Source organism: Haliea sp. (assembly GCF_041395985.1).
Classification (GTDB): Bacteria; Pseudomonadota; Gammaproteobacteria; order Pseudomonadales; family Halieaceae; genus Haliea.
Window position 1 is genome coordinate 141,706 of the sequence record NZ_JAWKZJ010000006.1, and the last position, 25,997, is coordinate 167,702.

Sequence of the window (25,997 nt, forward strand, 5' to 3'; positions counted from 1 at the left end):
CGGGCGGGCACGGTGTTTACACGCACTTTGGGCTGGCGCGCCAGGGCCGGACTCTCATGCCGCCTTGATCATCCGGTGGGGCGCTGCTCTATGCGCACACCGTCTGCAAGGCTTGACCCCGGATACAGGACGATTGTATCGCCCGCTTGCAGGCCTTCCAGTACCTCCGCGTCAACACCGTTGTTGCGACCAATCCTGACCGGGGTCAGGCGGGCTTTGCCGCCCTGCTCGCGGAATACGGCCCAGTCGCTGTCGTGCCTGAACAGCGCGCTTGCTGGCACTTGGAGGATATCCTCGGCCTGCCAGATGATTATCCTTGCTTCGACGCGGTAGCCGTGGCCCAGTGCGCGGCGCGCGTCTGCCGGCTCCGTGAACTGCACGATCGTATTCACACGCTGTTCTTCCACGCCCAGTGCAGAAAACTTGGTGAAGCCCAGTGGCTCCACGCGCTCGACGACGCCGTGCAACGTCGCCGGTCCGCCCCAATCCTCGAGGATAACTGGATCCCCCGGGGACACCTTCACGGCGTCCGTTGACAGCAGTTCCACCACCACTTCGAGGTCGTTCTCGATATTGCCAATCTCGAGAATGGCGGTGCCGGCCGGCAGGGTTGTTGCGCTTTCCTGCAGTACGCGCAACACGCGACCTGTTACCGGGGCGTACAGGGGAATCGACTCGCGCTGCTTGAGCATCGCCTCCGCGGGCGCATCTGCATCCTGAAAGCTGATCAGGCTTGCTCGCGCGTTGGCGAGCTGTGCTTCGCGCATTGCGATGGCGGCCTCCGCTGTACCCAGCACCGCCTCGGCACTGCGTGCTGAGCGCACCGCGCGGTCCAGCTCTGCCTCGCTGACCATGGCATTTTCGCGCAGACGACGTACGCGCTCGAGGTCGGTCTTAGCCAGGTCGCTGTCGGCAACGGCCTTGTTCAGCTCTGCGCGTGCCAGTCGCAAGGCGGCCTCGGCGGCGGCAACTTCAGTCAGGGCCTGCTCCCGGGTACGTATGTTCAGTGCCTCAGGGTTGCTGGGCAGCATTTGCGCCACGACGGTCTGGTTGTGCACCACCGCATCGCCGGGCAGGACCTCGACGCGCTGCAGACGACCTGCCACTGGGGTCGCCAGCACGTAGGTATCGTGCACGCGGGTGCGTCCCTCTTCGTCAATCGTTACCGTCATTGTTCCGCGGCCGACCGTAGCCATATCCACGAGCAGTGGGCGCGGCCAGAAGGCGAAAATCAGCGTGGCCGCAACGATCATGATGGATGTGAGGCTGATGATTATTCTGGAGTGCTTTCTGGCCATGATGCTATTCCCGTGCCTTGAGTGCCAATACCAGATCGGTGCGGTCCAGATCCCGTTTCACCAGCCAGCCTGACAGCGTGGCTGCGGCTATGACGGCAAGCGCTGCTGCGCCGTAGCCGACCGGCTGAACCGTGGCCGGAATCTGGTAAAGGTCAGTGCTGAAACCCGCCGCTACCGCGAACGACAGGTAGTAGCCCAGCACCGCGCCCAGTGGCAAGGCAGCCAGTGTAACGAGTGCGAGTTCACCGAGCAGCACAAAGGCGGCTTCACTGCGCGAAAAACCGATGACGCGCAAACTGGCCAGGTCCCGGGCGCGCTCGGCGTAGGCGATGCGGGCTGCATTGTAGACGATACCGAAGGTAATGATGCCGGCCACAGCCATCATGATGTAGCGCATGGCGCCCGCGCCCCTGTCCATTTGGGTTTGCAGCGCGGTCCTCGCGTCCTGTTTCAGGCTCACACTCGCCACTGCCGGCATGTCCTTGAGCACGCGGTAGACAGAATTTTGATGGGCACTGTCTACACGCAGGTAAGCGCCGGAGATGCGGTTGGGCTCACCTAGTGCGTGATTGAGAGCGGACAGTTCCATATAGGCTGGCGACCCCAGCAGATTTTGTGCGATTCCCGTCACGGGGATGCGCAGTGTCGGCCTCCTGCCTTCGCGGACCTCCAGGGTCAGCAAATCCCCCACCTGTACCTTGAGGATGTCTGCCAGCGCCTCCGCCAGTACAATGCCTTGAGCTTGCAGTGGCACAGGCGCCATCCTGCTATCCACTGTACGGTAAAGGCGCGCATTGGTGGTCATACCGCTGATGACGCCCAGATGACGCTGGACACCGTGTCGCAAGACCGCAGACACATGGCGAGCGGGTTGTACGGCAATGACGCCTGGAATACTGCGCAGGTTTGCCAGCGTGGTATCGGAAAGCGGTTCATTGAAGGTGATGCTGACGTCACTCTGGTCGATGACATTGAAGGTCAGGTCGATCGCCTGATTGAAGCCATTCATGATACCGATCATGGCGACCGATAGCGCCATGCCAGCCGCGATACCGCCCGCGGCGCCGGCCATTCGCCCGGGCTGTCGGGTCAGGCGACGCACCACCATCCGGCTGGGTTGGTCCAGCACCGACTGCAATGACCGGGCTACGTTGCCCAGAGGGCGATAGTGGGGCGGGGCGATAGGTTGCATCGCAGCGGCGGGAGTCAGCCGAAAAACGCGCCTCAGGACAGTGACTCCCCCGGCAGAAGCAGCACCGATGCTGACGCTGAACGCGGCGATGAAGGACCCCGGATCAAGCTGGAAGATCAGGAAGGGAAATTTGAAGTAGAGGAGATACAGGTCAATCAGGGCGCGACCGGCGAGAACTCCCAGTACACAGCCTACTGTTGCTCCGCCGGCGGCGATGGCGAGAATCAGCTTGAAGTAGTGTGCTGCGGTTTCGAGATTGCTGTAGCCGAAGGCCTTCAGCAAGCCTATCTGCCCGCGCTCTGCCTCTACCATGCGGAAGATAACGATGTAGAGCAGGAAGGCGGCGACTGCGAGGAAGATCGGCGGCACTGCCGCCGCGGTCGCGCGCAGGCTGGCGATCTCTTCGCTGATGAACCGGTTTGATCCATGATCGGCCAGAGCGTATGCGCCGAAGCCGCCATAGGGCTCAAGCAGGCGATCGACAGCATGGATCACCGCAGGAGACTGTGCTCCCCGTCCAATGGACAACAGCGCCTCGTTGAAGGCGCCCTCCAGGTCATAGGCCGCTGCGAGCGTCTGCATGCTGATCCAGATGACGCCGTAGCGTGCATCGTCAGACATCAATTCCCCGGGTGCCGTTGTGTAGAGAAACTCCGGTGCCTGGGCCAGACCGACGATGCGTAGCGTATGACGGGCGCCGTTCATGGTGATGTCCAGCGTATCGCCCGGTTGCAGGCTGTGTGCCTCCGCAAAACCCTTGAGCAGAAGGATTTCGTCGTTGCGATCACTTTGCGGGGCGCGTCCGGCGCTCAGGTAAAACCCGTTCAGCCGCGGTGCGTGGAATTCGGGCAAGGATACGACCCTGGCGCGCAGCGGGATGTCCAGGCCGGGCAGGTCGATCAGCGCATGTCCCGTGATCCGTCCTTCTACCGCAGCGACAGAAGGCAGTGCGCTGAGCTCTGCGAGGAGATGTTGGGGCGCGCGCTTCACCGGCGCGAACACGTCAGCCAGACGGTATCGCTCGTAGTAGGCTCGCCGTGTCTCATCCAGTGAGGTCACCAGACCAGACATCATCACCAGCAGCAGAACACCCACGGCAATGACCGCGCCAATCGCCGCCGCCTGACCCTTGATCCGCCAGAGATCCCTGAGCAGCTTGCGATCCAGGGGAGTCACTGCCGGGTCACCATTCGATGTCGCTGGGGTCGCGCTTGTGCGCGTTGCGCTGAATATCCCGAATACGACCGTCGGCAAAGTGAATGACCCGGTCTGCCATGTCCGCCGTTGCGGCGGCATGGGTCACGATCAGTACTGTGGCTCCCAGCTGCTCATTGACGTCTTTGAGTACCCGCAGAACGGTTCGTCCCGTGATGCTGTCCAGTGCGCCTGTGGGTTCATCGCAGAACAGGACGTTGGGCTGCTTTGCCACGGCGCGCGCGATGGCGACGCGCTGCTGCTCACCTCCGGAGAGTTGGCTCGGGAAACTGTCACCACGATCACCCAGTCCCACCAGAGCCAGGGCATGGTCAGCAGGCATGGGATTACCGGCGATTTCTGTGACAAGTTCGATGTTCTCGTAGGCGGTGAGTCCCGGCATCAGGTTATAAAACTGGAAGACGAAGCCGACGTGATCCCTGCGGTAGCGGGTGAGTTGCACATCCGTCATCGCCGCTAGATTGCGGCCCTGGAATAGCACATCGCCCCTGCTGGCCCGGTCCAAACCACCGAGGATATTCAGTAACGTCGATTTGCCGCTGCCCGAGGGGCCAAGCAGTACCACCAGTTCGCCGGCTGGAATGTCGATATCAACGCCGCGCAGGGCTTGCACTTCGGTAGCGCCCTCGCCGTAGACCTTCCATACGCCCCGCGTCGTAAACGCGTTCTGAAGTTGGTTTCCTGATCGCTTGCCCATCGTGTCACGTTCCGATGATCTGGTGCTGCGGGCGCCGGTTCCGTGGCCCGCAAGCGCCCGGTGCGGGATTGCGGATGCACGTCTGTTCCTGCAGCGAGGGATTACCGTCATCTTAGCCCGAAAACCGGACGGGTACGATGCGGTGATGGAAGCGGCGTTATCGGCAGTTGTCGGGTAGCGCAGGAAACGTGCTGTGTGGCAGGCCCTAGTGACGCGACTCACTGCCGTGTTGCTCGCGGACGAAATTGCGCTTGGAAATCAGAGAGGCGATGATCACGCCGAGGGTGACAACGGCAATCATGAGTGTGGAGAGGGCATTGATTTCCGGGCTGACCCCCAGGCGGACCGCTGAAAATATCTTGATCGGCAGCGTGGTGGCTGACGGACCGGTGGTGAATGAGGCAATCACAAGGTCATCCAGAGACAGGGTAAACGCCAACAGCCAGCCCGAAACAACGGCGGGCGCGATGATCGGCAGGGTGACCAGGCGAAAGGCATCCCAGGGTGAACAGCCGAGATCGAGCGCGGCTTCTTCCAGTGACTGGTCAAAGCTCACCAGGCGCGACGACACAACGACTGACACGTAACACATGGAGAACGTCGTGTGTGCCAGAACAATGGTCAACACGCCACGATCCAGACCGATACCGATAAACAGCAACAACAACGAAAGGCCGGTGATAACCTCTGGCATGACCAGCGGGGCGTAGATCATGCCTGAAAACAGGGTTCTGCCAGGAAAACGGGCGCCGCGTACCAGTGCATAGGCCGCGAGTGTGCCCAGTACGGTGGCCAGCGTGGATGAGAACACGGCGACCTTGAGCGTGACCCAGGCCGCGTCCAGGAAGGCCTGGTTACTGAGCAGTTCTCCATACCACTTGGTGGAGAATCCGGTCCAGACGGTGACCAGCCGACTCTCATTGAAACTGTAGATGACCAGAATGATCATGGGCAGGTAGAGGAAGGCGAAACCCAGGGTCAGCGACGTGATATTGAACCAGCGCAGGCGCATCAGCTTTGCGCCTCGTTCTGCTTCTGCTGATTCTGCTGAAACAGCACGATGGGAATAATCAGTATCAGCACAAGTACAACCGCAACCGCCGAGGCGACGGGCCAGTCCCGGTTGTTGAAGAACTCTTCCCACAGGACCTTACCGATCATCAGCGTTCCCGAGCCACCGAGCAACGAGGGAATGACAAATTCACCCAGGGTGGGAATGAACACGAGAAAACAGCCGGCGATAATGCCATTGCGCGAGAGCGGCACCGTAATCAGCCAGAACGCTTTTGCGCGGGAGCAGCCCAGATCTTCGGCTGCTTCAATCAGGGAGCTGTCAAGGCGATGCAGCGCGGCATAGATCGGCAGAATCATGAAGGGAATGTAGGTGTATACGATGCCGATATACACGGCCACTTTGGTATTGAGAATAATCAGGGGCTCGCTGATCACGCCGAGGCCCAGCAGCAACTGATTCAGGTAGCCTTCCTGACTGAGAATACCCATCCAGGAATAGACCCTGATCAGAAAACTGGTCCAGAACGGCAGAATCACCAGCATCATCAGGGTCGCACGCCATTCGTCGGGAGCCCTCGCCATGGCATAGGCTATGGGGTAGCCAATCAGCAGCGTCAGCAATGTCGAGGTGGCTGCAATCTGCAGGCTGGAGAGATAGGCCTTCCAGTAGAGATCGTCAGTGGTGAGAAAGGTGAAATTCTCGAAATCGAGCTGTGACAGGAATGCACCCCAACCCGCTTCCCAGCTGAACTGGGGCAGATAGGGCGGACGTGCCATGGCGACATCCGACAGGGAAATTTTCAGGACGATCGCGAAGGGTATGAGAAATAGCGCAAGCAGCCAGAGGTAGGGAACGGCAATGATGAAAACTCGTCGCATTAACGCTCCAGCAGCACACCTGCCGTTGAATCCCACGACAGCCAGACCCGGTTTTCCCAGGTAAAGCCCCTGTTTTCAATGCGCCGGGTGTTGGCGGTCTGTGCCTTCAGCATGCGTCCACCTGCCACTTCCACGTGATAGGTGCTGATATTGCCCAGGTAAGCGATATCGTGGATTCGGCCCTGAATGGTGTTTTCCGCGTCAGCCGGGCGTTCCGCCGTGACCAGCACCTTCTCGGGACGGATTGCCAGGAAGGCATTCTGCGCGGGTGAGAACGTTTTGTCAGAGGCTGCCTTCAGCGGCGCCTGGCCGTCAGCCCAATGCACCGTGTAGTGTTTGTCGCCGGCGCGATGCGCAGCGCCTTCGATGATGTTCACGTCACCAATAAAGTCGGCGACATACACGCAATTGGGCGCCTCGTAGATGGCGGAGGGCGTGGCAACCTGGATTAGTTCACCCTCGTCCATGACCGCAACCCGGCTGGCGACGGTCATGGCCTCTTCCTGGTCGTGGGTGACGATGACGAAGGTCGTGCCGGTTTTTTCCTGGATATCCATCAGTTCGAACTGGGTTTCCTGGCGCAGTTTCTTGTCCAGCGCCCCCATAGGTTCATCCAGAAGCAGCAGCTTGGGCGCTTTGGCCAGGCTTCTGGCGAGTGCCACGCGCTGTCGCTGGCCGCCTGAAATCTGGTGCGGCTTGCGACGCGCAAAGCGCTCCAGGTGGGTGAGCTTGAGCATCTCTGCAACGCGTTCGCGCAGAGCGTCTTTGGGCATCCCGTCCCGTTTCAGCCCGAAGGCAATGTTGTCCCAGACGTTCAGGTGTGGGAACAGGGCATAGGACTGGAACATCATGTTCACGGCGCGCTTGTTCGGAGGCACCGGTACAATGTTCTGCCCTGCGAGTTCAATGTGGCCGGAACTGGGTGTTTCGAACCCGGCCAGCATGCGCATCATGGTGGTTTTGCCACAGCCGGAAGGGCCTAGCAGGGCGAAAAACTCGTGTTCATAGATATCCAGTGTCAGGTCACGGACCGCGGTGAAGTCACCGAACCGCTTGGTCACGTTACGGAACCGGATCAGTGGTTCCGCGCCAGGGTCGCTCCAGGGGGCGAAAGCGCATTCCGGCATTGTGCCCTCGTCAAATGCAGAAAGTCATGGGGGCGCTGAGGCGCCCCCGCAGAGTATGGATGCTCAAGTTCCCGACTTGACCCGGGTCCACAGCCGGGTGACGGTTCTCTGCACCTTGGCCGGATAGGGCGTAGTGATATACAGGTTCTCCAGAGTCGCGGCATCGGGATAGATGGCGGTATCCCCGATCACTTCCGGGAGCAGGAACGCTTGACTGGCCAGATTGCCGTTAGCGTAGAACACATAGTTCGACGCCTGCGCCATGTTTTGCGCATCCATGATGAAATTGAGGAACAGGTGTGCGCCCTCAGGGTTTGGCGCATCAACCGGAATTGCCATCTGGTCAAACCACATCAGGGCGCCTTCTTTCGGGGCGTGGTAGGCAATCTCAACGCCGGCATCGGCCTCGGCAGCCCGATCGCGCGCCTGGAGGATGTCGCCGGACCAGCCAAAGGCAACGCAGATATCCCCATTGGCGAGGGCGTTGATGTATTCGGAGCTGTGGAACTTCTGTACGTAGGGCCGAATTGCCATCAGCAGCGGCTCGACTTTGGCGATAACGGCCGGGTCGTGGCTGTCCGGATCTTCACCGATATACTTGAGCGCAGCGGGAATGACCTCTGCCGGTGCATCCAGAACGTGTACGCCGCAGGCGGCGAGCCGCTCCATATTCTCCGGTTTGAAGATCAGGTCGAGGGAATCGATGGGCGCGTCAGCGCCCAGCACCTCGGCCACGCGATTGAGATTCACACCCAGGCCAGTGGTCCCCCACATGTAGTTTACGGAGTATTCATTGCCGGGATCGTAACGCGAGGTGCGCTTCTCGATAACGTCCCAGAGGTTGCTGCGGTTGCTCAGCTTTGACGGGTCCAGCTTCTGGAATGCGCCAACAGCAATCTGCCGCTGCAGGAAGGTACCTGACGGCACGACCACGTCGTAACCAGACCCGCCTGCCAACATTTTTGTTTCCAATACCTCGTTGGAATCAAAAACGTCGTAGATCAGTTTCAGCCCGGTCTCCTCTTCAAACTTGGCGAGCAGCGCTTCGTCGATATAGTCGGACCAGTTATACACGCGAACTTCGTCGGCCGCGCTGACAACGGTCGCGCATGCAAGCAGCAAGGCGGTACCCAGTAGCTTGCCTCTCATGACGTATCCTCCGGAAGTGGGTTCCGGTCGAGTATCTACCGGCAGTTGCAATTCGATCAAGTGTTTCTGTTCTGCGCAACGGTGTTTTGTTCATGTTGTCTGCAAGCGTCCGGTGAGTGTCATGGCACGGAGACTGCCCTGCGCACCATGTCGGCCCACTTTAGCCGCTGTTGTGCACAGTATTGATGCATGTTCCGGTGCGCGAAAAAACACTCGGTCAGTAAATGTCGGCGCCCATGTCGTGCAGGTGCACGGTATTGCAAGGCTTTTCCGGATAACACCAGAGGTTGGCACGGAACTCGCTTGGCTCTCTGCGGTGGCCTGGGTTTTCGCTGATACAGGGCCACTCATGGGATCCGGGACGACCCGGACGGCCTACCTGCCGCTTACTCTGTCTGGACGACCAGACCACTCGTGTGCCCGGGAGAGGCAGTCAGCATGTTGGAAGCTTCCACCACGACCCCTGTTCACACTGCGTTTCTGACGCTGCCCGTGGTTGATGTGGCCGGTTTGAGCTCGGACGATCCCGCGCTTCGCAAGCAGGCCGCGGCGACGCTGGGAAACGCGGCACGTTCCGCAGGTTTTCTGTACATCACGGGCCACGGCATATCGCCCACCATTATTGATCGGTTTCGCGCGCGAGCCTGTGAGTTCTTCGCCCAGAGCCATGCGGTAAAGATGCAGAGCTACATCGGACACTCGCGGAATCACAGCGGCTATGTGCCAGAGGGTGAGGAGCAGCTCTATGGCTCAGTTGTCCCTGACCGCAAGGAAGCCTACGACGTTAATTTTGACATGCGCGATCCGGCTCACGAGCGGCCGATGCTCGGACCCAATCAGTGGCCAGGGTTACCGGGCTTCAAAGAGGACGTGCAGGCCTATTACGCGGCGGTCTTTGAATTGGGCATTCAGCTGTTTCGCGGTTTCGCCCTGGCGCTGGGGCTACCTGAGGACCGTTTCACGCGACTCGTCAATCGTCCACCCACCCAGCTTCGTTTGATTCACTACCCTCACGATGATCGGGCGAACCCTGCGGCCGCGGGGATCGGGGCGCACACGGACTATGAATGCTTCACGATCCTGTTGCCCACTGCACCCGGACTCGAGGTCATGAACGGCGCGGGTCAATGGATTGATGTCCCGCTGTTGCAGGGCGCCTTTGTCATCAACATCGGTGACATGCTGGAAATACTCAGTAACGGAGAATTTGTCGCCACCGCTCACCGGGTGCGCAAGGTGGCTGAGGAGCGCTACGCGTTCCCGATGTTCTGCAACGTGGATTATGACGTGGTGGTCGAGCCGCTGGCAGAATTGCTGGTTAACGGAACGCCCCCCCGCTACACACCGCAGGTTTGTGGTGAGCACCTGTTTGCGCAGACCGTGCAGACCTTCGCCTACCTGAAGAGACGCCTCGAATCGGGTGAGATCACCTTGCCCAAAGGTAGCCTTGGTCTCGCCAGCTTTGGCCCCAAAGTGCGTGCGGGCTCATGACACGGTTCGCAATGAGCCCGCGCTACCCTGGGGCACTATCGTTGGCCCTCGCTGTGTGTATGCGCCAGACCAACACGCGACCTCATTCCGATGGATGGCTCATATGAAACCGCATGCCCCGCGGATGCCCGGGTTCAAGCCGCTGCAACTGGGGGATTTCTCACCGCCAACACGCTGGTGCGGCAGGCAGCTTATGCTCGTGCCGGCTAGCCCGGAGTGGGGAGAGCTTGACTATGCCGCGGTGATGGCGAGCCGGCAGCACATCAAACACCTGTTTGGCCCCGGGGACACCTGGCCGCCCGATGACCTCAGCATGGAAGAGGATATCGCGGACCTCGCATGGCACTGGCGGGAATTTTCTACCCGGCGCTCCTTTGCCTATCACCTGCTGGATCCTACGGGCCTGTCCTGCCTCGGCTGCCTCTATCTATACCCGACGGCGAGCGCCGCCCACGATGCCGAGGCGTACTTGTGGACACACATCAGCCTGCCTAGTGGGCCGCTTGATAAATAGAGTAATTTAACGGGAAAAGGTGTACTATGCCGGTATGCGTAGACCTCAAGAATTCTCCATCGATGCTTCCAGTGCGCGTACGTTGCGTGGCTGGTTACGCTCCACCACATTGCCCCAGGGTCAGATTACTCGGGCGAAGATTGTCCTGGCGTTACATGCAGGGAAAACACCCAGCGAGGTCGCAGATGAGCAGTTCGTATCCTGCAAGACAGTGCACAAATGGCGCAATCGGTTTGTGGAATCCGGAGTGGACGGTCTGCTCGACGAACAACGCCCCGGGCGACCGCCAACGCTGGATCGGAAAACCATCGACCGAGTGCTGACGCTAACGACTCAGTATGTGCCCGAGGAAGCCACGCAGTGGAGCGAGCGGTTGATGGCCGTGCATGCCGGTGTGACGCCCTATCAAGTTCGCAAGATCTGGAAAGCAGCAGACCTGCAGCCGCACCGACTCAGGACGTTCAAGATCAGTAACGATCCACAGTTTGCGGAGAAGGTTGTCGATATCGTTGGCTTGTATATGAACCCGCCGAGTAATGCTGTGGTACTCAGCGTGGACGAAAAGACGCAAATTCAGGCGCTGGACCGCACCCAGCCGGGGCTGCCCTTAAGCCCTGGGAAGATCGGTAGCCGAACCCACGATTACAAACGGCACGGGACTGCGAGTCTGTACGCAGCTTTCAATATTCTGACTGGTAGCATCATGGGCAAAGTTGCGGCGCGAACCAGGGCCAAAGAGTTCCTTTCCTTTTTGCGTCAGATCGATAGGCGCCATCCGAAAGGCAAGGACCTGCACATCATTCTCGATAATCACAGCGCCCACAAAACGAAAGAGATCAGAGATTGGCTGGAGGCCAGGCCTTACATTCACTTCCATTTCACGCCGACCAGTGCCTCCTGGCTGAATGCAGTAGAGGGTTGGTTTGCCCAGCTTGAACGGCGCGCCCTCTACCGCGGAGTTTTCACCAGCGTCCCAGAGCTCAAAGCAGCATTACTCGACTTTATTAAAGTCCACAATCGCACGTTGGCCAAACCGTTCAAATGGACCAAGGATGCGAAGGGTATCCTCGCAGCCGTTGATAGAGCAAAGAATGCGTTACCTAATTAATCAAGCGTCCCACTAGGGAGCAGGCTGCGCAGATGGAAGATGAGGTCATCGCCTGGATCGAAGGCGCCTGGCCCTTCACCGCGATTGCCTGGCCGGGCCGCTTTATTGCGTTCTCTGCCTGGTCGGCAGCCGGTTTACCCAACTACTACGCCGGTACGCGGGCGCAGCAGCCACAATCGGACGTCGGGGATTGATATCCGATGTCGTCCTGCGTTTTTGTCACACAGCCCTTGGGAGATACACCATGAAACCTCTATGTCGCTCGATTGGAATACCCTTGCTCAGCCTCATGCTCTGCCTTTACGGGGGCCTCGCCCAGGCCGAGGAAAAGCGCACGAAGTTCTCACTCGCGTGGTCAATCTACGTCGGGTTCATGCCCTGGGCCTATATGGACGAGGCTGGCATCATGGACAAGTGGGCGAAAAAATACGGTATCGAAGTCGATCTCGTGCAGATCAATGATTACATCGAAGCCATCAACATGTACACGGTGGGGGAGTTTGACGGCGCAACCATGACCAACATGGATATGCTCACTATTCCTTCAGCATCCGGGGTCGATACGACAGCATTGATTACGGGCGATTTTTCCAACGGCAATGACGCAGTGGTATTGAAAGGTCGCGACAGCATCCAGGATATCAAAGGCATGGAGGTTTATCTGCTGGAGTTATCCGTGTCTCACTATGCGCTGGCGCGTGCACTGGAGATGGCCGGTCTGAGCGAGCGCGATGTGACGCTGGTGAATACCTCTGATGCGGATATTGCCACCACGTTCAAGAACAGTGACGTCCAGGCCGCAACACTCTGGAATCCGCAGCTGCAGATGGCGATGCAGGAGCCTGACGCGGTCAAGGTATTTGATTCCAGCCAGATTCCCGGCGAGATTCTTGATGTCATGGGGGTGAACTCAGACACCTTGAAGCAATATCCGGAGCTGGGTAAAGCGGTCACCGGTGCCTGGTTCGAGACCGTGGGCATCATGCTGGGTGACAGCCCGCAGGCCGTTGCCGCCAGAACCTATATGGGCGAAAACTCCGGTACCGACCTCGCCGGCTACGACATGCAACTGGCCGCCACCTACATGTTCAAAACCCCGCAGGAAAAGCTGGATTACCTGACCACAGAGCGGGTGCGCGAAACCATGGATTTCGTGACCCGCTTCACCTTCAAGCATGGCCTGCTGGGATCAGGAGCGGAATCCCCGGACGTGATCGGCATTGAGTTGCCGGATGGGTCGATCTGGGGCAACAAGGACAACGTCAAGATGCGCTTCGACCACCAGTTTGTGCGCATGGCGGCCGACGGCACGCTGTAGGATTACCCGGCCTGAGCCGGCCGTGTTGCCGGTGCAGGCTCCTCACTTCGCGAGCCCTCCAGAATGGCCGCAACCAGCACCATAATGCCACCGATGATCTCAAACCACTGCAGGTCAGCACTCATGATAATGGCGGTTGATGCGACAGCGACGACCAGTTCGGCGACGATGATGATGGCGGAGCGTCCCGCGTCCATCTGCGTTACGCCCCACTGGGTACCTGTTGTGATCAGCGTCAGCCACAAACCACCGTAAGCCGCCGCCCAGAGCGCAGCAGTCGCTGTTGGCAGGCTGCCGGCCGAGGCCACAAAAAGGGAGGAGATGCCTATCATTGACGCGCAGCCAATGAACATCGCTGCTACCTTGCTCATCACCGGTATGTCCTGGGTAAAGCGGAAGAGAATGTTGGTCGCCGCAAGCCCCATCCCGGACCCCAGCGCGAGGGCATCGACCCATGACACGCCACTCCAGGACGTGTGCGCGACGTCCAGAATGATAAAGGCGCCGGACAGACACAGCGCTACGGCCAGAATCCGCACACCGTCGATACGCTCACCGAGGAACAGGCGTCCTCCCAGCACGCTCCACACGGGCAGCATGTAAAACAGTATCATGACCCGGATCACGTCTCCGTGATAAATCGCTGTCTGGAAGGAGGCATTCGCAAAACCGCCGGCCAGTGCGACCAGCGCCATCAGGGAAAGTTTGTGCCGCCACTGCTGGCGTTGACGATACAGCCAGGGCAGGAGCAGCAGGGCACCAGAACAGAATGCGATAAACACCAGGTGCAGCCCGTCTAGCCCCTGCTCGCTGAGCGCTTTGATCGGCAGCCACGTAAGCCCCCAGCCCGCGGAGCTGAAGAAAAGCACCGGTACGGCGAATCGCGTGTTCATTCAGCGTGTCCTACTTGGATGGTTTGAGCGTCCTTCCCCACAGCGCCTGCGCCGGAGTGATGAGTGCGACCAGCAAGGCCCCGGCAGCAAGTCCAAAAACGCCGTCGGCAAGGGTCGAGAGCAGGACGGGCACCACACCAGTGAAATTCGCTGTGAAATCCGCAATGGCCGTGTGCACTGGCGGAAGCCCATGTGTGAGAATACCGCCGCCCACCAGGAACATGGCGATGGTGCCCAGCACAGACAGCGTGCGCATCAGGTGGGGCGCCAGCCAGAGCAGCGCCAGGCCCACCCGACTGGCCAGCGCGCCTTCCCGTCGGCTCAGGTAGATGCCGGCGTCGTCGAGTTTGACGATGCCGGCTACCAGGCCATAAACGCCGACAGTGATCATGACAGCCACAACGGTCAGCACCATGAACTGCAGGGTGATGGTCTGCGTGGCAACGGTACCCAGTGTGATGGCAATGATTTCGGCGGACAGTATAAAGTCGGTGCGAATCGCGCCTTTGATCTTCCTTTTCTCGATAACCTTCATGTCTTTATGCGGTGTCTGCAGGGCCTCTTTCAGCGCCCGCGCATGAGCGGCTCTCTCGGTCGGATGCAGGAATGGGTGCGCGATTTTTTCAAAGCCCTCGAAACAGAGAAACGCCCCGCCCAGCATCAGCAGGGGAGTGATCAGCCAGGGGACGAAAAAGCTGATCGCCAGGGCAGCCGGGACCAGTATGGCCTTGTTTACAAGCGAGCCCTTCGCGACTGCCCACACCACCGGCAGTTCGCGCGCGGCACTGACGCCCGTAACCTGTTGTGCGTTCAGGGCGAGGTCGTCGCCCAGCACGCCAGCCGTTTTCTTGGTGGCAGCCTTGGTCATCAATGAGACATCGTCGAGAAGCGTCGCGATATCGTCAATCAGCGCGAGCAGACTGCTCCCTGCCATTGTGCAGGCCTCCTCGGCCGGGTGGTGCGTGGACATGCCAGTCTAGCTGAAATCAGCGTGGGCAGAAACGTATCTCGGTGGCAGAAACGCCTGTGTTATGGTTCCTGTCGTCGGCCAGATTGGCCTCACGGGCGTTTTGCGATATGCGCAGCAGAAAGAAAGTCGTCATCCTCGGTGCAAATTTTGCGGGTATCGCCTGTGCGCGCAGGCTTTCAGCGCATTTTGATGTGACGGTTATTGACGTCTCCGGGTACTTTGAGTTTTTGCCCAACATTCACGAGTTGCTCTCGGGTGTAAAGTCTGCCGATGTGTTGCGCCTGCCGCGCAGACGGCTGGTGGAGACACTGGGGCATAGCTTTGTGTGTGAGACGGCCACTGAGGTCGAGACGCACGCGGGCTACGTGGAAACGGCGTCGGGGCGTCGCTATGCCTTTGATGCCTGTGTGGTTGCTGTGGGTGGCGTCAACAATACCTTCGGCGTTCGCGGCGCCGAGCAGTTCTCGCTACCGTTCAAGTCGGTTGACGATTGTGTGGCCATTGCGCAACGCCTGCGTGATCTGGTGACCTCCGGCAAAAATGTCTCCGTTGTGATAATCGGCGCGGGGCTGGAGGGCGTTGAAGCCTTGGGTGAAATCCTGCGTGGCTACCGAAACCACCCGGGGCTTGCTGTGCACGTGGTTGAGGGCAGCGAGCGTATACTGCCGGGCAGGGATGCACGCCTGGGCGATGATATTCTGCAGCACTGCGCTGATTTCCCGGTCACTTTTCATCTTGGCGAATCTGTGGCATCGCTGACCAAAACCCGCGTGAAACTTGTCTCCGGGCGCTCCCTGCCGAGCGACGTGACCTTGTGGACCGCCGGCGCAAAGCCTTCGCCGCTCCTGTTCAGCAGTGGCCTGGCGCCCACCGCCAATGCCTGGGCAGCGGTGACGCCGACGTTGCAGAGCTGTGTGGCTCCCGCGGTGTTTGTTGTTGGCGATGCGGCGGCACTGCCCGATCCCCTGAGCAAGCAGGCGTATCACGCCCTCGATATGGGGGCGCATGCGGCAGGGAATGTGCAGCGTTATTTTGATGGTGTCCCGCTGAAACCTTTCAGTCGCGGTCTGGAGCTTGGCCTCATCGCATTGGGCGATGTCGATACCTACCTGACTGTCGGGCGGCGGATTTTTGCCGGCCCCTCCCTGGCTGCAGCCAAGGAAATCGTGTTTCAGGCCAATATGGCGAGGCTGGATCCGCCACTGGGCAGATCCCCCGCAGTAGGGCTTGGACAGCGCTACTGGCGCGGGCTGCACCGCCTGGCGTTACCGGCTCTGCGGCCCGCTGCGCTGCGCAAAAGCCTGTCGGGGTTGCGCGTGATCGCCGGCTAGCGCCGCCATCAGCGTCCGGGATTCAGTTGGCCAGGATCTCGCGTCCCCGCAGCCATTCCCGCAGTTCCGCTTCGGGCATGGGTCGTGCAAAGAGGAAGCCTTGAACGATATCGCAGCCGAGTTCGCGCAGGATATCCAGGGTTGCGCTGTCCTCCACACCCTCGGCAACCACCTCCAGATTGAACAGGTGCCCGATATCAATAATGATTTTCACCAGGTTCTGGTCCTGCTCATCTTCCAGTAGGCGCATGACGAACGAGCGGTCAATCTTGATTTCCGTCGCCGGTATTTCTTTGAAGTAGGACAGGGATGAAAAGCCGGTACCAAAATCGTCAATGGATAAACCGAGGCCCAGCGAACGCAGCTGCTCGAGGTTATGGAACCCCGCTTCCTTGTCTTCAATCACCGCACCCTCGGTGATCTCGACCGTGACACTGGCGGGGTCCGCACCCCATATTGCCAGCGCGCTTTGCAGCATGTTCGCCAGGTCCGGGCTGCTGACCAGATCCGCCGGCAGGTTGATCGCCAGAGGCAGCGTAAAGTCCTCTTTCCACTCGCGCTGGTAGCGCAGCGCGCGATTGATAACCCAGCGCGTGAGCTCGTAGCTGCGTCCGGAGACGAGGGCCAGGGCGATCAGTTCTTCGGGAGGGACGTAACCGTGGTCGGGTAGATGCCAGCGGATCAGCGCCTCGGCGCCGTACACCTTGCCGGTGCGCAGGTCGATTTTCGGCTGGAAGTGCAGTTCGAAGGCGTTGTCGTAAAGCGCCTCGGCAAAACGCTGCTCCAGCGGCAGTCTGCGCTCCGCAACGGGGGGCTCCTGAATGGCCTCATCGATCTGCAGGGGTTTGCCCTGGCGTGTTTGCGCGAGGCTGTCCTCAGCGCGTACCAGCATGGCCAGTGCGCTTTGGGTCGAGCCGCGGCTGACGGCCAGCCCCAGTCGCAGATCAACGGGTAGAATATCGTCGTCGATGATCAGTGACTCTTCCAGCGTGCGCTGCACGCGGTTTACGGCGAGCGCGACGAAGGCCGGATGGGTGAGCCTTGGCAGCAGAAAAGCGTAGGTCTTGTTCGACACCCGGTACACGTTGTCTGGCAGCTTGCTCAGGGCCTGCAGCTGCTGCTGAGCTTCCTTCAGGAGGTAGTCGCCGATTTCGAAGCCGTGCCGGTGGTTGATGATGCGCAGGTTGGACAGGTCGATCAACAACAACCCGGTGTGCTCACCGTGCTCGCTGGACAGGGTGATCGCCGCCTCCAACGCTGAGATAAACGTGCTTCGGTCGGCGACGGGTGGGGGAAGATTCACAGCGCGCCGGCTATAGATGAATGCTGTTCATGTCGATGCCGTAGGCCCCTGGCTCCAGGCTGTTGGCGATGTCGAGGGGTCTACCCTGGCTGTCTTCGGTTTCGTGGAGCAGGTCCACCATACGTACACTGGTGAGTGGTTGCTTGTCGGCATCCAGTACAACCATGATGCGCGGCCGCAGACGCCGGGTGCGGTATTCGGCCACGACCACCGCGACCTCGCCAGAGGACAGCTCAATCAATGTGCCCGCCGGATAGATGCCAACCGCCTGGATAAACTCCTCAACCAGCTCGGCCTGGAAGTCGATGTCCTTGACGTCGTACAGCATCTTGATCGCGGCAGAGGGTGAGGTTGCCCGCGCGTAGCTGCGGTGGCTGGTGATGGCATCGTAGCAGTCCACGATACCGGCGATGCGGGCAAAGATGGGAATGGCATCGCCGCTCAATCCCTGTGGGTAACCGGAACCGTTGTGACGCTCATGGTGATGCGCCACCATATCCAGCACATCGCTGTTCATGAGTCCTGTCTCTGCCATCATCGCCACGCCGTGCCGCACGTGCTCGCGCACCGCAGTGAGCTCCTCGCTGGTCAGCTCATGGTCGCTGTTCAACAGCGCCGGGTCGACACGTAGCTTGCCGATATCAAAGAGCAGGCCGCCGATGGCCAGTGAGCGCAGGTCGGATCGGGGCAGGCCCAGTTGCCGACCGAGCGCCACACCCCAGATGGACGCGCCAAGCGAGTGCTGATACGTGTACTTGTCCTGCTCTTTCAGCCGGGCCAGCCAGATACAGGCATCGGGGTTGCGCGAGATGCTGTCGATCATTGGCTCCACCGAGCGCTTTACCCGCACAACATCCACGGCTGCCCCGTCCCGGGCATGCTGGAATACTTCCTCCAGACCGTCTGAAAGCTGCTGTACCGCTTCCTCTGCGCGCGGGTATTCCTCCGCCCAGTCCGTCGTGTCCGTGTACGTAACCAGTCGCCGTTTTGGGAACATGGCTTCGCGGGATAGTCTCGGGCGCTGCACGCGTTTTTTTTGCTGTAGCGCGTAGTCGACATGGCGGCTTTTCTCGATGTCGACAAATACGTACTGGCAGTGCCGGCGCAGGTTGCGGATATCCTCTTCCGAGGTGATGCGAAAGCCCTGCAGAATGAATGGCGTTTCCAGCCACGGACGGTCCAGACCCGAGACGTACATGCCCGGTTTCAAGTCAGCAACATAGACCTTTACGACTTCTATCATCACGTGTACAGGCTTTACTGTGGGGCTTCATCCTAGTACGACATCGCCGGCATTGCCACGCCGTCATCGCTAGATGCTTCCCGGTGGTTCAGCCTGCCATCCCTCCCTGGTGGTGTGACCGTCAGTGTGATGGACTGATCATGGCGGCTCCCCGGCGTACGCGCAACCCGTATGCAGGCCGGTGTGTAGTCTGCCGCTGAGGCCCGCGCTACAATGCACGCAGGTCGGGGAGGCTCGCTGTGCCCTCGCGTTATGTGCTCGCTGAAAGGATGAACTCAGCACGATGGACTGGAAGGTATTTCTGACGATATTCGCCGCTGTGTTCGTCGCGGAACTGGGTGACAAGACGCAGCTTGCGACCATGCTGTTTGCCGCTGACCGCGAGGTCAACAAGTACACGGTGTTCATTGCAGCCTCCGCCGCGTTGATTGTGGCATCTGCGCTGGGTGTGCTGGCCGGTAGCGTGCTGAGCAGCTATATCAACGAACGCTACCTGCACTACATCGCGGGTGTCGGCTTTATTGCCATTGGAGCGGTGACCCTGTACCGGGCCTGACCGGGGCCGCCGCCAGTCTTACATCAGCAGCATCGTCGCGAGCAGGAGCATCAGTCCCATGCCCAGCACGTCGGTGAACGTGGTGAGGAATATACTGCTCGCCATCGCCGGGTCCGCGCCGAAACGTCGCAGTGTCAGTGGCACAACAACGCCGAATATGCCACTGCATACGCAGGCGCCCATCATCGAAACGAGAATAACCAGGGCGAGTATGGCGGGGTGCTCGGTCCCCGTGCTGACGGCGTACACCCACATGGCCGCCGCTGCGACCAGGCCGACAGCAAAGCCGTTCAGCGCTCCAAGGGTGATCTCCTTGCGCAGCAGCCTGCGCACGGGATAGTCGGCCAGCTCACCCAGGGTCAGGCCGCGCAGGGTGATTGCCAGCGCCTGGGACCCCGTATTGCCGCTCTGGCCCGCGAGCACGGGCAGAAATGCGGCGAGGGCGACAATGCGCGTGATGGTGTCCTCAAACATGCCGACCACGAAGGCGGCGGCAAACGCAGTGAGCAGATTGACCTGCAGCCAGGGGTGACGCATTTTAAATGCCTGCAGAATGGGGGTGTGGCTGCGCTCCTCCTTGTCCACACCCACCATGCTGCCTGACTGGGCGCTGAGTTCTGTGGCCAGATGCTGGAACAGGCGCCAGCCCATGACCAGGCCAAGCAGGATTCCTTCCTCGGAGACCACAGGGTACAGGCGGTGGCGGCGATTCAGTGCTGCCTGCATGGCCTCTGCCATGTCGGTATCGGGCCGAAACGCAAAGGGCGACCCTGTCATGACCTCCTGCAGGGTCTGCCCGGGACGTGACAGCAGCAGGTCGCGCATCGCCACAACCCCAATCAGGCGGTTTTCGCGATCCACGACGTAAAGATAGGTGATGCCGCCCTTGGGCAGCGCGTGAACGAGATAATCCAGGGCGCCGGCGACTGTGGTTTCGGGGCTGAGAAAACCGGTAGCGGGTTCCATCAGGAGATCTACGGTGCCCTTCAGCCCTTCTGTCAGGGTGAGGGATTCCGGCGTCAGCGGGGGATGCTCGTTATGGTGCTCGGCATTGGCGTTGTGCATGTCAGGCAACCTGTCGGGCGCTTGGCCCGAAGCGGGGTGTTGGCGTTATGCAGAGTGTAAGCGTTTTTCCCCTCTGCTGTATGCCGCACCGCGGAGTAACCGGTAACGTTTGTGCCCGCACAATAAAAAACCCCCGCCAGGCGGGGGTTACTCAAGGTGATATCACGCGATGGGTGCGAGAGCGCCACCGCGGGATTGCTTCATGCCACGCGCTTGCTGAACTCCAACTCGGGGAAGCCCTGATCCACCGAGTCCCGCATCTTGTCGTAGTACACATTGGCGCCGCCGAAGTAGATCAGCACACGCGGTGCCTTGTCCTCCAGGTTGGCACCCATCATCCAGGAGTTGACCTTGTCCCCCTGGGCCATGAGCGTTTGCTCGTGGATTTCCGCAGTGTGCGCGGTCCAGGCATCCTCTGCCTCCGGGCGCGGCGTAAAGGTGTCGTAGCCCTCTTTTTCCATCTTCTCGATACAGTCCTTGATCCAGATGGCGTTCTGCTCAATGGAGGTGGGGAGATTGGCAAACGGCGCCTGCGGTCCGGTCACCACGAACATGTTGGGGAAGTCCGCGACGCAGACACCCATGATGGACTTGGAGGCTTTTTGCCACTTGTCGCGCAGCGTTTGCCCGCTCTCGCCGCGGATCGGGAACGCTTCCAGGGCCCCGGTGTAGGCTTTGAAGCCCGTGGCGAGCACGATGATGTCAAACTCGTGGTGGCCCTTGGTCGTCGTGATCCCGGTTTCGGTAATTTCGACGATCGGCTCGCGGTCGGCGATGTCGACAAGATGCACATTGTCGCGGCTGTAGGCTTCAAGGTAACCGTGATCCAGCGGCGGCCGCTTGGCAAACAGCGGGTACTCGCCGGGCTTGGGCACCAGGATGTCGGCAATTTCGGGGTCCTCGATGCGCTCCCGCATCTTGCGGGTAATGAACTCCGAGGCCCAGAGGTTGGCGTCCGGGCTGGAGAGCAGGTCCTCGAAAGTCTCGAAGACCCAGCGGAAACTGCCGGTCCATTTTTCCTCGAAAATGCGCTCGCGCTCTTCCGGCGACGTCTCGACGGCAAGGCGGCCTTCGGCGGTGTCGAAGGCCATGCCGAACATGTGGTTGCGGCACTTGGCTACGATTTCATCGTAGTTTTCCTTGATTTCCTTTTCCCACTCCGGGGTCATGGGCGCCTGCATGGCGGGCAGGATGAAGTTGGGTGTCCGGTGAAAAACCGTAACACTCTTGGCCGTTTGGGCCATGACCGGCAGCATTTGTACGGTGGTGGCGCCTGCGCCGATGATGCCCACCCGCTTGTTGGCGTAGTCAATGCCTTCCGGCCAGCGCGACGAGTGAAACAGCGGCCCCTTGAATGTATCCATGCCCTTGATCTTCGGGATGACGGGCTCGGAGATCATCCCCATGGCGCTGATAAAGTACTTGCAGGTGAACGTGTCTCCACTCTCCGTGATGACCTTCCACAGGCCGCTGTCTTTCTGGTACTCGGCTGCAACAATCTCGGTGTTGAGCTGAATGTGTGGCCACATGTCGCATTTGTCCGCAACAAAGCGCATGTAGTCGTGTGTCTCTTTCCAGTCGGGATAACGGCGTGTCCAGGACCATTCCTGCAGCAGTTCTTTGGAGAAGGTAAGGCAGTAGTAGTAACTTTCGCTGTCGGTCATGGCGCCCGGATAGCGATTCCAGGTCCAGGTGCCGCCGATATCGGATGCGCGATCGAACACGCGGATGGAAAGACCCGCTTCCCGGAGGTAATGAATCAATGCGAGACCGGCAAAGCCGGCACCAACCGCAATGGCGTCAAAATCAGGTTGCTGCTGGGTGGTCATAGCTGTGTTCCTCGTTTTATAAAATTATCTACGCAATGTAGCCGGTGGGACCGTGTTTCGGCCAGTGCCGTTTGCGGTTGATGGTGTTGGGCCCCGCGGGCTGTGGGCGGGGCCGCGCCCAGCCTGCGCCGGATCAGTATACTTGCTAGATGCAAACAATCAAGTTGTCTGCGACATCTTATTCCCGGCGCTGAACAGGGGCAACCCTGCGGCGCCAGGAACGTTGCGGAACACGGAGGTTTGGGGTTATTACTGTGCCGGGTCCCGTGCCGAGAGCAGCACTGTCCAGGTCAGGCCCACCAGACCTGACAGGTTGTGTACGTCGGCCTGCGCCATGACTCTCGCCAGCCCGGCGCTGTCGAGCTGCACCATGGAGCGGCCTCCGCCCGGGAAGGTCAGCTCGACCGCACAGGCGGCCTCACCGTCGTGGGTCGGCGTGAGCTGAATGGCACTCACTACCGGGCCGGGATTCACGCGGTCGGCGGGCCGGTAAACACGATATCGGAACAGGTGAGCCGGGCCGGTGCGGGGCGGAACACCAGGTAGAGGTTCCAGCTTTGCAGGTCGGCGATGGCCTCGTCCAGGGGGCGCTCCGGGAATTCCCGGCGCGCGATGCTCTGCCAGTCGTCGCCTTCGCGGGGGTAGGTCCAGGGCCTTACCGGCACGATGTTGGTTTGCATGGTGTCGCTCCTCTGCGTTCTCAGGCGGCGCGCCGCGCCCGGCCGGATACGAGTTGGCCACTGCGTGCGTCGGTGTAGCCCTGCTGCGCAGAGTAGACGGCACTGCCATTGACGAAAACCTGCTCCACCCCGAGGGCGCGACGCAGGTAGCGGTAGCCCTCGCCGGGCAGGTCCTCTACCGCTATTTCAGGGCCTCGGTCGATACATTCCGGGTCGAAGATCACCAGGTCGGCAGCCAGGCCGGGCCGAATGCGTCCGCGATCCTGCAGCCCCCAGTTGTCGGCGATCTGCCCGGTCAGCTTGAACACCGCCTGCTCCAGTGTCAGTGCCGCGGCATCGCGCACAAACCGGCTGAACAGATACCCCGTGTCACCGTAGGTGGCAAAACGGGTCACGTGAGCGCCGCCGTCACCCGAGCCGACCTGCACCAGCGGGTCGCTGATTGGGCCCGCAATGCGCTCGAGGTTGTTGTGTCCTACGGACACGGCACTGAAGCGCGTCTGCAATGACTCCTCGACGGCGAGGTCGAGCATCAGTTCCACGGGGTCGCAGCCGCGTTCCGCAGCGATATCCTTCAGGCGCCTGCCTTCCAGGGGCTTGTTCCTGGGTAAATGACAGCGGCTGACCACGAACTCTGGAAAGTGCACCTCCATCGCGATCGGGTGCGTGCCGTTATAGGCCTCATCGACCAGCTGCCGGCGCACATCGGGGTCCTGGAAGTCGCGCAGGGTCTCCGCGGCGGGTTTCAGGATCGTCGCCCACCAGGTTGGCCGGGAACTGAATACCGAGGTGGGCACGTCAAACTCGAAGGTGACATCAATGGGCCGCGTCTGCATCTGCGGCACAACTCGCGCTCCGTGTGCGACCTGCAGGCGCACCCGCTCCAGTGCCCGTGGCACCAGATCGGGCGTGGCATTGGAGTCGAACAGCGGAGAAAAGGTCACCGTGATGGCATGACGTCGCGACAGGTCACCGAGAATATCGATGCGCGTGCACAGGAGATCCGGATCCCAGAACTCGGGCACCACCTGCATCACCGCTCCGTGCTCCCCGAGGACCGCACAGAGCGCGTCCAGTTCTTCCGGCGCCGCCAGGCGACAGGGTACCGGGCGGTGCTCGTGGTCAATATCGACCCAGCTGGTGCTCATGCCGATGGCGCCAGCGTGCAGGCACTGCCGCAACAGCTGCTGCATGTCGGCGATCTCTGCAGCACTGGCGCAGCGCTCGCGGGCGGCATCGCCCATTACCCACAGGCGCAGCATACTGTGTCCGGCCAGTGTAGCTACATTGATTCCCAGCGCATCCCGGAAGGACGTGAGATAGTCCTCGAAGGTTTCCCAGTTCCAGCGCATGCCGGCATCGAATGCCGCCGCCGGCATCTCCTCGATCTGCCGGAAAACGGCGCCCACGAACGCGCGGTGTTCCGCGCGCACCGGGGCCATGGTCAAGGAGCAGTTGCCGTTGATCACCGTGGTCACACCGTGTTCCAGTGACGGCGTGGCCAGCCCATCCCAGGTAATCTGTGCGTCGAAATGGGTGTGCGAATCGATAAAGCCCGGTGCCAGCACGAGACCCTTCGCGTCGATCACCGTGGCGGCATCGCCGGCAAGGCGCGTGCCCACCGCGACAATCTTCCCGTCCTGGATGGCGACATCGCCGTGATACGCCGGGCTGCCGGTGCCATCGCAGACCAGAGCGTTGCTTATTTTTAGTTGATACATACGCAAGCCTCCTCGTCAGCAGGGCACTTTAGGTCGTGTGGTCGTTGAGGGCCATATCAAATCGAACAGAGTGCATGGAGGATTGCACTACAGGCCTGGGCAGGCCATGGCGCCGCCTCCCGGGGCAGCCCCCAGCCGTTATCACTCGCCTGGCGCGCGGTGGCAGGGTAGGATGAACGCGCGCACTAACACGAGGCTCAGCTGCCCGGTGACGAAAGATGACGACATGGCGATGGATGCGCCGGTATCGCTTGCCCGTGCACTCGTCGCCGCGTTGCTTTCGGAGGACGCGGAGCTCGCTTTCGTTGAGGAGACGCGGCAGTTTGTTGATCAGCTGGGCGACACACTCACCCTGCCAGTCACCGAGATGATCAGCATTGATCAGTTTGATCGAGCGGCACGCCGTGAGCTGCTGGACGCCACATTGGCTGAACTGGGGTTGTCGCTGGACACCCTCGATTGGCGCGCCGATCCGACTCTGGCTCGCGAGTTCCAGAACCGTATCTGGTCGCATCTGTACCACCGGTTCCTCGCGGCCCATCAGGTAGTCAGCAGTCATATCGAGCTGTTGCCCGCGCCCGCCGTAGACTACCCGCGCCCGCTTCACAGCCCGCCAGACTCGTGGCTGTTGTTGTTCGCCGAGCGCGGCGCATGTCGTATAGAACATCCCGCAGGTGATATCACGCTGGGAGGACGTGCTCCCGCGTTGTTGCTGTTGCCGCCCGAGTCTGACGTGGTGTTGCGCCGGATGCCCGATAGCAGCCCCTGTAGCGTATTCAGCAGTGCTTTTTATCCGCCGCAACGCTGGATGCCCTGGTTAAAGGACGTCGATAGCACGGCCCTGCCCGAACCTCTGGCCGTAGCGGACGCACGCATGGCGGGCTACCTTGCGGAATCGTTTCGGCGCATCATCGATATCGCGCACACTACGGGGCAGCGGGGCAGGGCGCTGCACCTGAATCTCCTTGAGCACATTCTCCTGCTGCGTGAGGAGCTCGCACCGGCCAACGACGACGCGGGGTTGGATCGTCGGGTGCTCGCCGCCCGGGATTTTCTGCTGGCGCACTATCACGAGAAAACGACCGTGGAGCAGGTCGCCAATGCGGCAGGTGCAGCGCCTTCGACGCTGACGGCCCTGTTCAAGATCCAGATGGGAGACAACCTCATGCGCTGGCGCGACCAACTGCGGATGCGCCGCGCCCGCGAGCTGCTGCAGGGTACCGAGCTGCCCATCAAGGTTATTGCAGCGGAGGTCGGCTATGACGACCCCATGTTTTTCTCACGGCGTTTCAAGCAGCTGACCGGGTGGTCGCCGTCGCAGGTGCGCAGCGGTAGCAACCGCTAGCCGGGCGCAGGAAATTGTGCAACGCCTCCGGTGTATCCTCCATTCCACAGGGAATCCTG

Annotated in this window: 24 protein-coding genes; 8 read left to right on the top strand and 16 right to left on the bottom strand. The window is 60.5% G+C overall.

Going from position 1 to position 25,997, the window contains the following annotated elements; genetic code table 11:
- Positions 1-68 precede the first annotated feature (68 nt).
- The 7 genes from R3E49_RS12425 to R3E49_RS12455 form a co-directional block, all read right to left on the bottom strand.
- Positions 69-1,298: an efflux RND transporter periplasmic adaptor subunit gene (locus R3E49_RS12425; protein ID WP_371295348.1), complete on the bottom strand. Its 1,230-nt coding sequence runs from the start codon at positions 1,296-1,298 to the stop codon at positions 69-71.
- A 4-nt stretch (positions 1,299-1,302) separates the two neighbouring features.
- The gene (locus R3E49_RS12430; RefSeq protein ID WP_371295349.1) at positions 1,303-3,666 is read right to left on the bottom strand and encodes an ABC transporter permease; all 2,364 of its coding nucleotides are present in this window, start codon (positions 3,664-3,666) and stop codon (positions 1,303-1,305) included.
- A gap of 7 nt (positions 3,667-3,673) precedes the next feature.
- The gene (locus tag R3E49_RS12435; RefSeq protein WP_371295350.1) at positions 3,674-4,402 is read right to left on the bottom strand and encodes an ABC transporter ATP-binding protein; all 729 of its coding nucleotides are present in this window, start codon (positions 4,400-4,402) and stop codon (positions 3,674-3,676) included.
- 205 nt (positions 4,403-4,607) lie between these two features.
- Entirely contained in the window at positions 4,608-5,414 is an 807-nt protein-coding gene (locus R3E49_RS12440; protein WP_371295351.1) for an ABC transporter permease, read from the bottom strand.
- Positions 5,414-6,295 carry an ABC transporter permease subunit gene (locus tag R3E49_RS12445; RefSeq protein WP_290745273.1) on the bottom strand — a complete coding sequence of 294 codons (882 nt, stop codon included), beginning with the start codon at positions 6,293-6,295 and terminating at the stop codon, positions 5,414-5,416. The genes R3E49_RS12440 and R3E49_RS12445 overlap by 1 nt, the downstream gene beginning before the upstream one ends.
- Positions 6,295-7,356: an ABC transporter ATP-binding protein gene (locus R3E49_RS12450; protein ID WP_371295352.1), complete on the bottom strand. Its 1,062-nt coding sequence runs from the start codon at positions 7,354-7,356 to the stop codon at positions 6,295-6,297. Before R3E49_RS12450 ends, R3E49_RS12445 begins: the two co-directional genes overlap by 1 nt.
- Before the next feature lie 129 nt (positions 7,357-7,485).
- Entirely contained in the window at positions 7,486-8,571 is a 1,086-nt protein-coding gene (locus R3E49_RS12455; protein WP_371295353.1) for a polyamine ABC transporter substrate-binding protein, read from the bottom strand.
- 438 nt (positions 8,572-9,009) lie between these two features.
- Between R3E49_RS12455 and R3E49_RS12460 the strand changes: the two genes are divergently transcribed.
- The 5 genes from R3E49_RS12460 (at position 9,010) to R3E49_RS12480 (ending at position 13,002) form a co-directional block, all read left to right on the top strand.
- Positions 9,010-10,062, top strand: coding sequence for an isopenicillin N synthase family dioxygenase (locus R3E49_RS12460; protein ID WP_371295354.1), 1,053 nt, complete (start codon positions 9,010-9,012; stop codon positions 10,060-10,062).
- Between the two features lie 103 nt (positions 10,063-10,165).
- Positions 10,166-10,576, top strand: a complete 411-nt coding sequence (locus R3E49_RS12465; protein ID WP_371295355.1) for a hypothetical protein — start codon at positions 10,166-10,168, stop codon at positions 10,574-10,576.
- A 34-nt stretch (positions 10,577-10,610) separates the two neighbouring features.
- A complete protein-coding gene (locus tag R3E49_RS12470) occupies positions 10,611-11,684 on the top strand; it encodes an IS630 family transposase (protein WP_371295356.1) in 1,074 nt (357 codons plus the stop codon).
- Between the two features lie 32 nt (positions 11,685-11,716).
- Complete coding sequence (locus R3E49_RS12475; protein ID WP_371295357.1) at positions 11,717-11,878, top strand: hypothetical protein; 162 nt, start codon at positions 11,717-11,719, stop codon at positions 11,876-11,878.
- 50 nt (positions 11,879-11,928) lie between these two features.
- The gene (locus R3E49_RS12480; protein ID WP_371295358.1) at positions 11,929-13,002 is read left to right on the top strand and encodes a putative urea ABC transporter substrate-binding protein; all 1,074 of its coding nucleotides are present in this window, start codon (positions 11,929-11,931) and stop codon (positions 13,000-13,002) included.
- Positions 13,003-13,004: 2 nt separating this feature from the next.
- Here R3E49_RS12480 and R3E49_RS12485 read toward each other — a convergent pair whose 3' ends face one another.
- Both R3E49_RS12485 and R3E49_RS12490 read right to left on the bottom strand, forming a co-directional pair.
- Positions 13,005-13,895 carry a DMT family transporter gene (locus R3E49_RS12485; RefSeq protein ID WP_371295359.1) on the bottom strand — a complete coding sequence of 297 codons (891 nt, stop codon included), beginning with the start codon at positions 13,893-13,895 and terminating at the stop codon, positions 13,005-13,007.
- Between the two features lie 10 nt (positions 13,896-13,905).
- Positions 13,906-14,829: a DUF808 domain-containing protein gene (locus R3E49_RS12490; protein WP_371295360.1), complete on the bottom strand. Its 924-nt coding sequence runs from the start codon at positions 14,827-14,829 to the stop codon at positions 13,906-13,908.
- A 143-nt stretch (positions 14,830-14,972) separates the two neighbouring features.
- Between R3E49_RS12490 and R3E49_RS12495 the strand changes: the two genes are divergently transcribed.
- Positions 14,973-16,196, top strand: coding sequence for an NAD(P)/FAD-dependent oxidoreductase (locus tag R3E49_RS12495; protein WP_371295361.1), 1,224 nt, complete (start codon positions 14,973-14,975; stop codon positions 16,194-16,196).
- Between the two features lie 22 nt (positions 16,197-16,218).
- Here R3E49_RS12495 and R3E49_RS12500 read toward each other — a convergent pair whose 3' ends face one another.
- Positions 16,219-17,499 carry a putative bifunctional diguanylate cyclase/phosphodiesterase gene (locus R3E49_RS12500; protein WP_371295362.1) on the bottom strand — a complete coding sequence of 427 codons (1,281 nt, stop codon included), beginning with the start codon at positions 17,497-17,499 and terminating at the stop codon, positions 16,219-16,221.
- Positions 17,500-17,509: 10 nt separating this feature from the next.
- Positions 17,510-18,742, bottom strand: a complete 1,233-nt coding sequence (locus R3E49_RS12505; RefSeq protein WP_371295363.1) for an HD-GYP domain-containing protein — start codon at positions 18,740-18,742, stop codon at positions 17,510-17,512.
- Positions 18,743-19,025: 283 nt separating this feature from the next.
- Here R3E49_RS12505 and R3E49_RS12510 point away from each other — a divergent pair, with 283 nt between their 5' ends.
- Positions 19,026-19,298 carry a TMEM165/GDT1 family protein gene (locus R3E49_RS12510; protein WP_371295364.1) on the top strand — a complete coding sequence of 91 codons (273 nt, stop codon included), beginning with the start codon at positions 19,026-19,028 and terminating at the stop codon, positions 19,296-19,298.
- An 18-nt stretch (positions 19,299-19,316) separates the two neighbouring features.
- On the opposite strand, the gene R3E49_RS12515 is transcribed toward R3E49_RS12510, so the two are convergent.
- The 5 genes from R3E49_RS12515 to R3E49_RS12535 form a co-directional block, all read right to left on the bottom strand.
- A complete protein-coding gene (locus tag R3E49_RS12515; protein ID WP_371295365.1) occupies positions 19,317-20,363 on the bottom strand; it encodes a magnesium transporter in 1,047 nt (348 codons plus the stop codon).
- A gap of 200 nt (positions 20,364-20,563) precedes the next feature.
- A complete protein-coding gene (locus R3E49_RS12520) occupies positions 20,564-22,192 on the bottom strand; it encodes a flavin-containing monooxygenase (protein ID WP_371295366.1) in 1,629 nt (542 codons plus the stop codon).
- A 249-nt stretch (positions 22,193-22,441) separates the two neighbouring features.
- Entirely contained in the window at positions 22,442-22,648 is a 207-nt protein-coding gene (locus R3E49_RS12525) for a hypothetical protein (RefSeq protein WP_371295367.1), read from the bottom strand.
- A 14-nt stretch (positions 22,649-22,662) separates the two neighbouring features.
- Positions 22,663-22,872 carry a hypothetical protein gene (locus tag R3E49_RS12530; protein WP_371295368.1) on the bottom strand — a complete coding sequence of 70 codons (210 nt, stop codon included), beginning with the start codon at positions 22,870-22,872 and terminating at the stop codon, positions 22,663-22,665.
- A gap of 20 nt (positions 22,873-22,892) precedes the next feature.
- The gene (locus tag R3E49_RS12535) at positions 22,893-24,593 is read right to left on the bottom strand and encodes an amidohydrolase family protein (protein ID WP_371295369.1); all 1,701 of its coding nucleotides are present in this window, start codon (positions 24,591-24,593) and stop codon (positions 22,893-22,895) included.
- A 208-nt stretch (positions 24,594-24,801) separates the two neighbouring features.
- Between R3E49_RS12535 and R3E49_RS12540 the strand changes: the two genes are divergently transcribed.
- Positions 24,802-25,938, top strand: a complete 1,137-nt coding sequence (locus R3E49_RS12540; RefSeq protein WP_371295370.1) for a helix-turn-helix domain-containing protein — start codon at positions 24,802-24,804, stop codon at positions 25,936-25,938.
- The last annotated feature ends 59 nt before the right edge of the window (positions 25,939-25,997 follow it).

Excerpts from the sequence above, each read along its gene's own strand:
- R3E49_RS12425 (WP_371295348.1), bottom strand. The coding sequence starts at position 1,298 with ATGGCCAGAAAGCACTCCAGAATAATCATCAGCCTCACATCCATCATG.
- R3E49_RS12435 (WP_371295350.1), bottom strand. The coding sequence starts at position 4,402 with ATGGGCAAGCGATCAGGAAACCAACTTCAGAACGCGTTTACGACGCGG.
- R3E49_RS12440 (WP_371295351.1), bottom strand. The coding sequence starts at position 5,414 with ATGCGCCTGCGCTGGTTCAATATCACGTCGCTGACCCTGGGTTTCGCC.
- R3E49_RS12445 (WP_290745273.1), bottom strand. The coding sequence starts at position 6,295 with ATGCGACGAGTTTTCATCATTGCCGTTCCCTACCTCTGGCTGCTTGCG.
- R3E49_RS12455 (WP_371295353.1), bottom strand. The coding sequence starts at position 8,571 with ATGAGAGGCAAGCTACTGGGTACCGCCTTGCTGCTTGCATGCGCGACC.
- R3E49_RS12460 (WP_371295354.1), top strand. The coding sequence starts at position 9,010 with ATGTTGGAAGCTTCCACCACGACCCCTGTTCACACTGCGTTTCTGACG.
- R3E49_RS12465 (WP_371295355.1), top strand. The coding sequence starts at position 10,166 with ATGAAACCGCATGCCCCGCGGATGCCCGGGTTCAAGCCGCTGCAACTG.
- R3E49_RS12470 (WP_371295356.1), top strand. The coding sequence starts at position 10,611 with ATGCGTAGACCTCAAGAATTCTCCATCGATGCTTCCAGTGCGCGTACG.
- R3E49_RS12475 (WP_371295357.1), top strand. The coding sequence starts at position 11,717 with ATGGAAGATGAGGTCATCGCCTGGATCGAAGGCGCCTGGCCCTTCACC.
- R3E49_RS12480 (WP_371295358.1), top strand. The coding sequence starts at position 11,929 with ATGAAACCTCTATGTCGCTCGATTGGAATACCCTTGCTCAGCCTCATG.
- R3E49_RS12485 (WP_371295359.1), bottom strand. The coding sequence starts at position 13,895 with ATGAACACGCGATTCGCCGTACCGGTGCTTTTCTTCAGCTCCGCGGGC.
- R3E49_RS12490 (WP_371295360.1), bottom strand. The coding sequence starts at position 14,829 with ATGGCAGGGAGCAGTCTGCTCGCGCTGATTGACGATATCGCGACGCTT.
- R3E49_RS12495 (WP_371295361.1), top strand. The coding sequence starts at position 14,973 with ATGCGCAGCAGAAAGAAAGTCGTCATCCTCGGTGCAAATTTTGCGGGT.
- R3E49_RS12505 (WP_371295363.1), bottom strand. The coding sequence starts at position 18,742 with ATGATAGAAGTCGTAAAGGTCTATGTTGCTGACTTGAAACCGGGCATG.
- R3E49_RS12510 (WP_371295364.1), top strand. The coding sequence starts at position 19,026 with ATGGACTGGAAGGTATTTCTGACGATATTCGCCGCTGTGTTCGTCGCG.
- R3E49_RS12515 (WP_371295365.1), bottom strand. The coding sequence starts at position 20,363 with ATGCACAACGCCAATGCCGAGCACCATAACGAGCATCCCCCGCTGACG.
- R3E49_RS12520 (WP_371295366.1), bottom strand. The coding sequence starts at position 22,192 with ATGACCACCCAGCAGCAACCTGATTTTGACGCCATTGCGGTTGGTGCC.
- R3E49_RS12530 (WP_371295368.1), bottom strand. The coding sequence starts at position 22,872 with ATGCAAACCAACATCGTGCCGGTAAGGCCCTGGACCTACCCCCGCGAA.
- R3E49_RS12535 (WP_371295369.1), bottom strand. The coding sequence starts at position 24,593 with ATGTATCAACTAAAAATAAGCAACGCTCTGGTCTGCGATGGCACCGGC.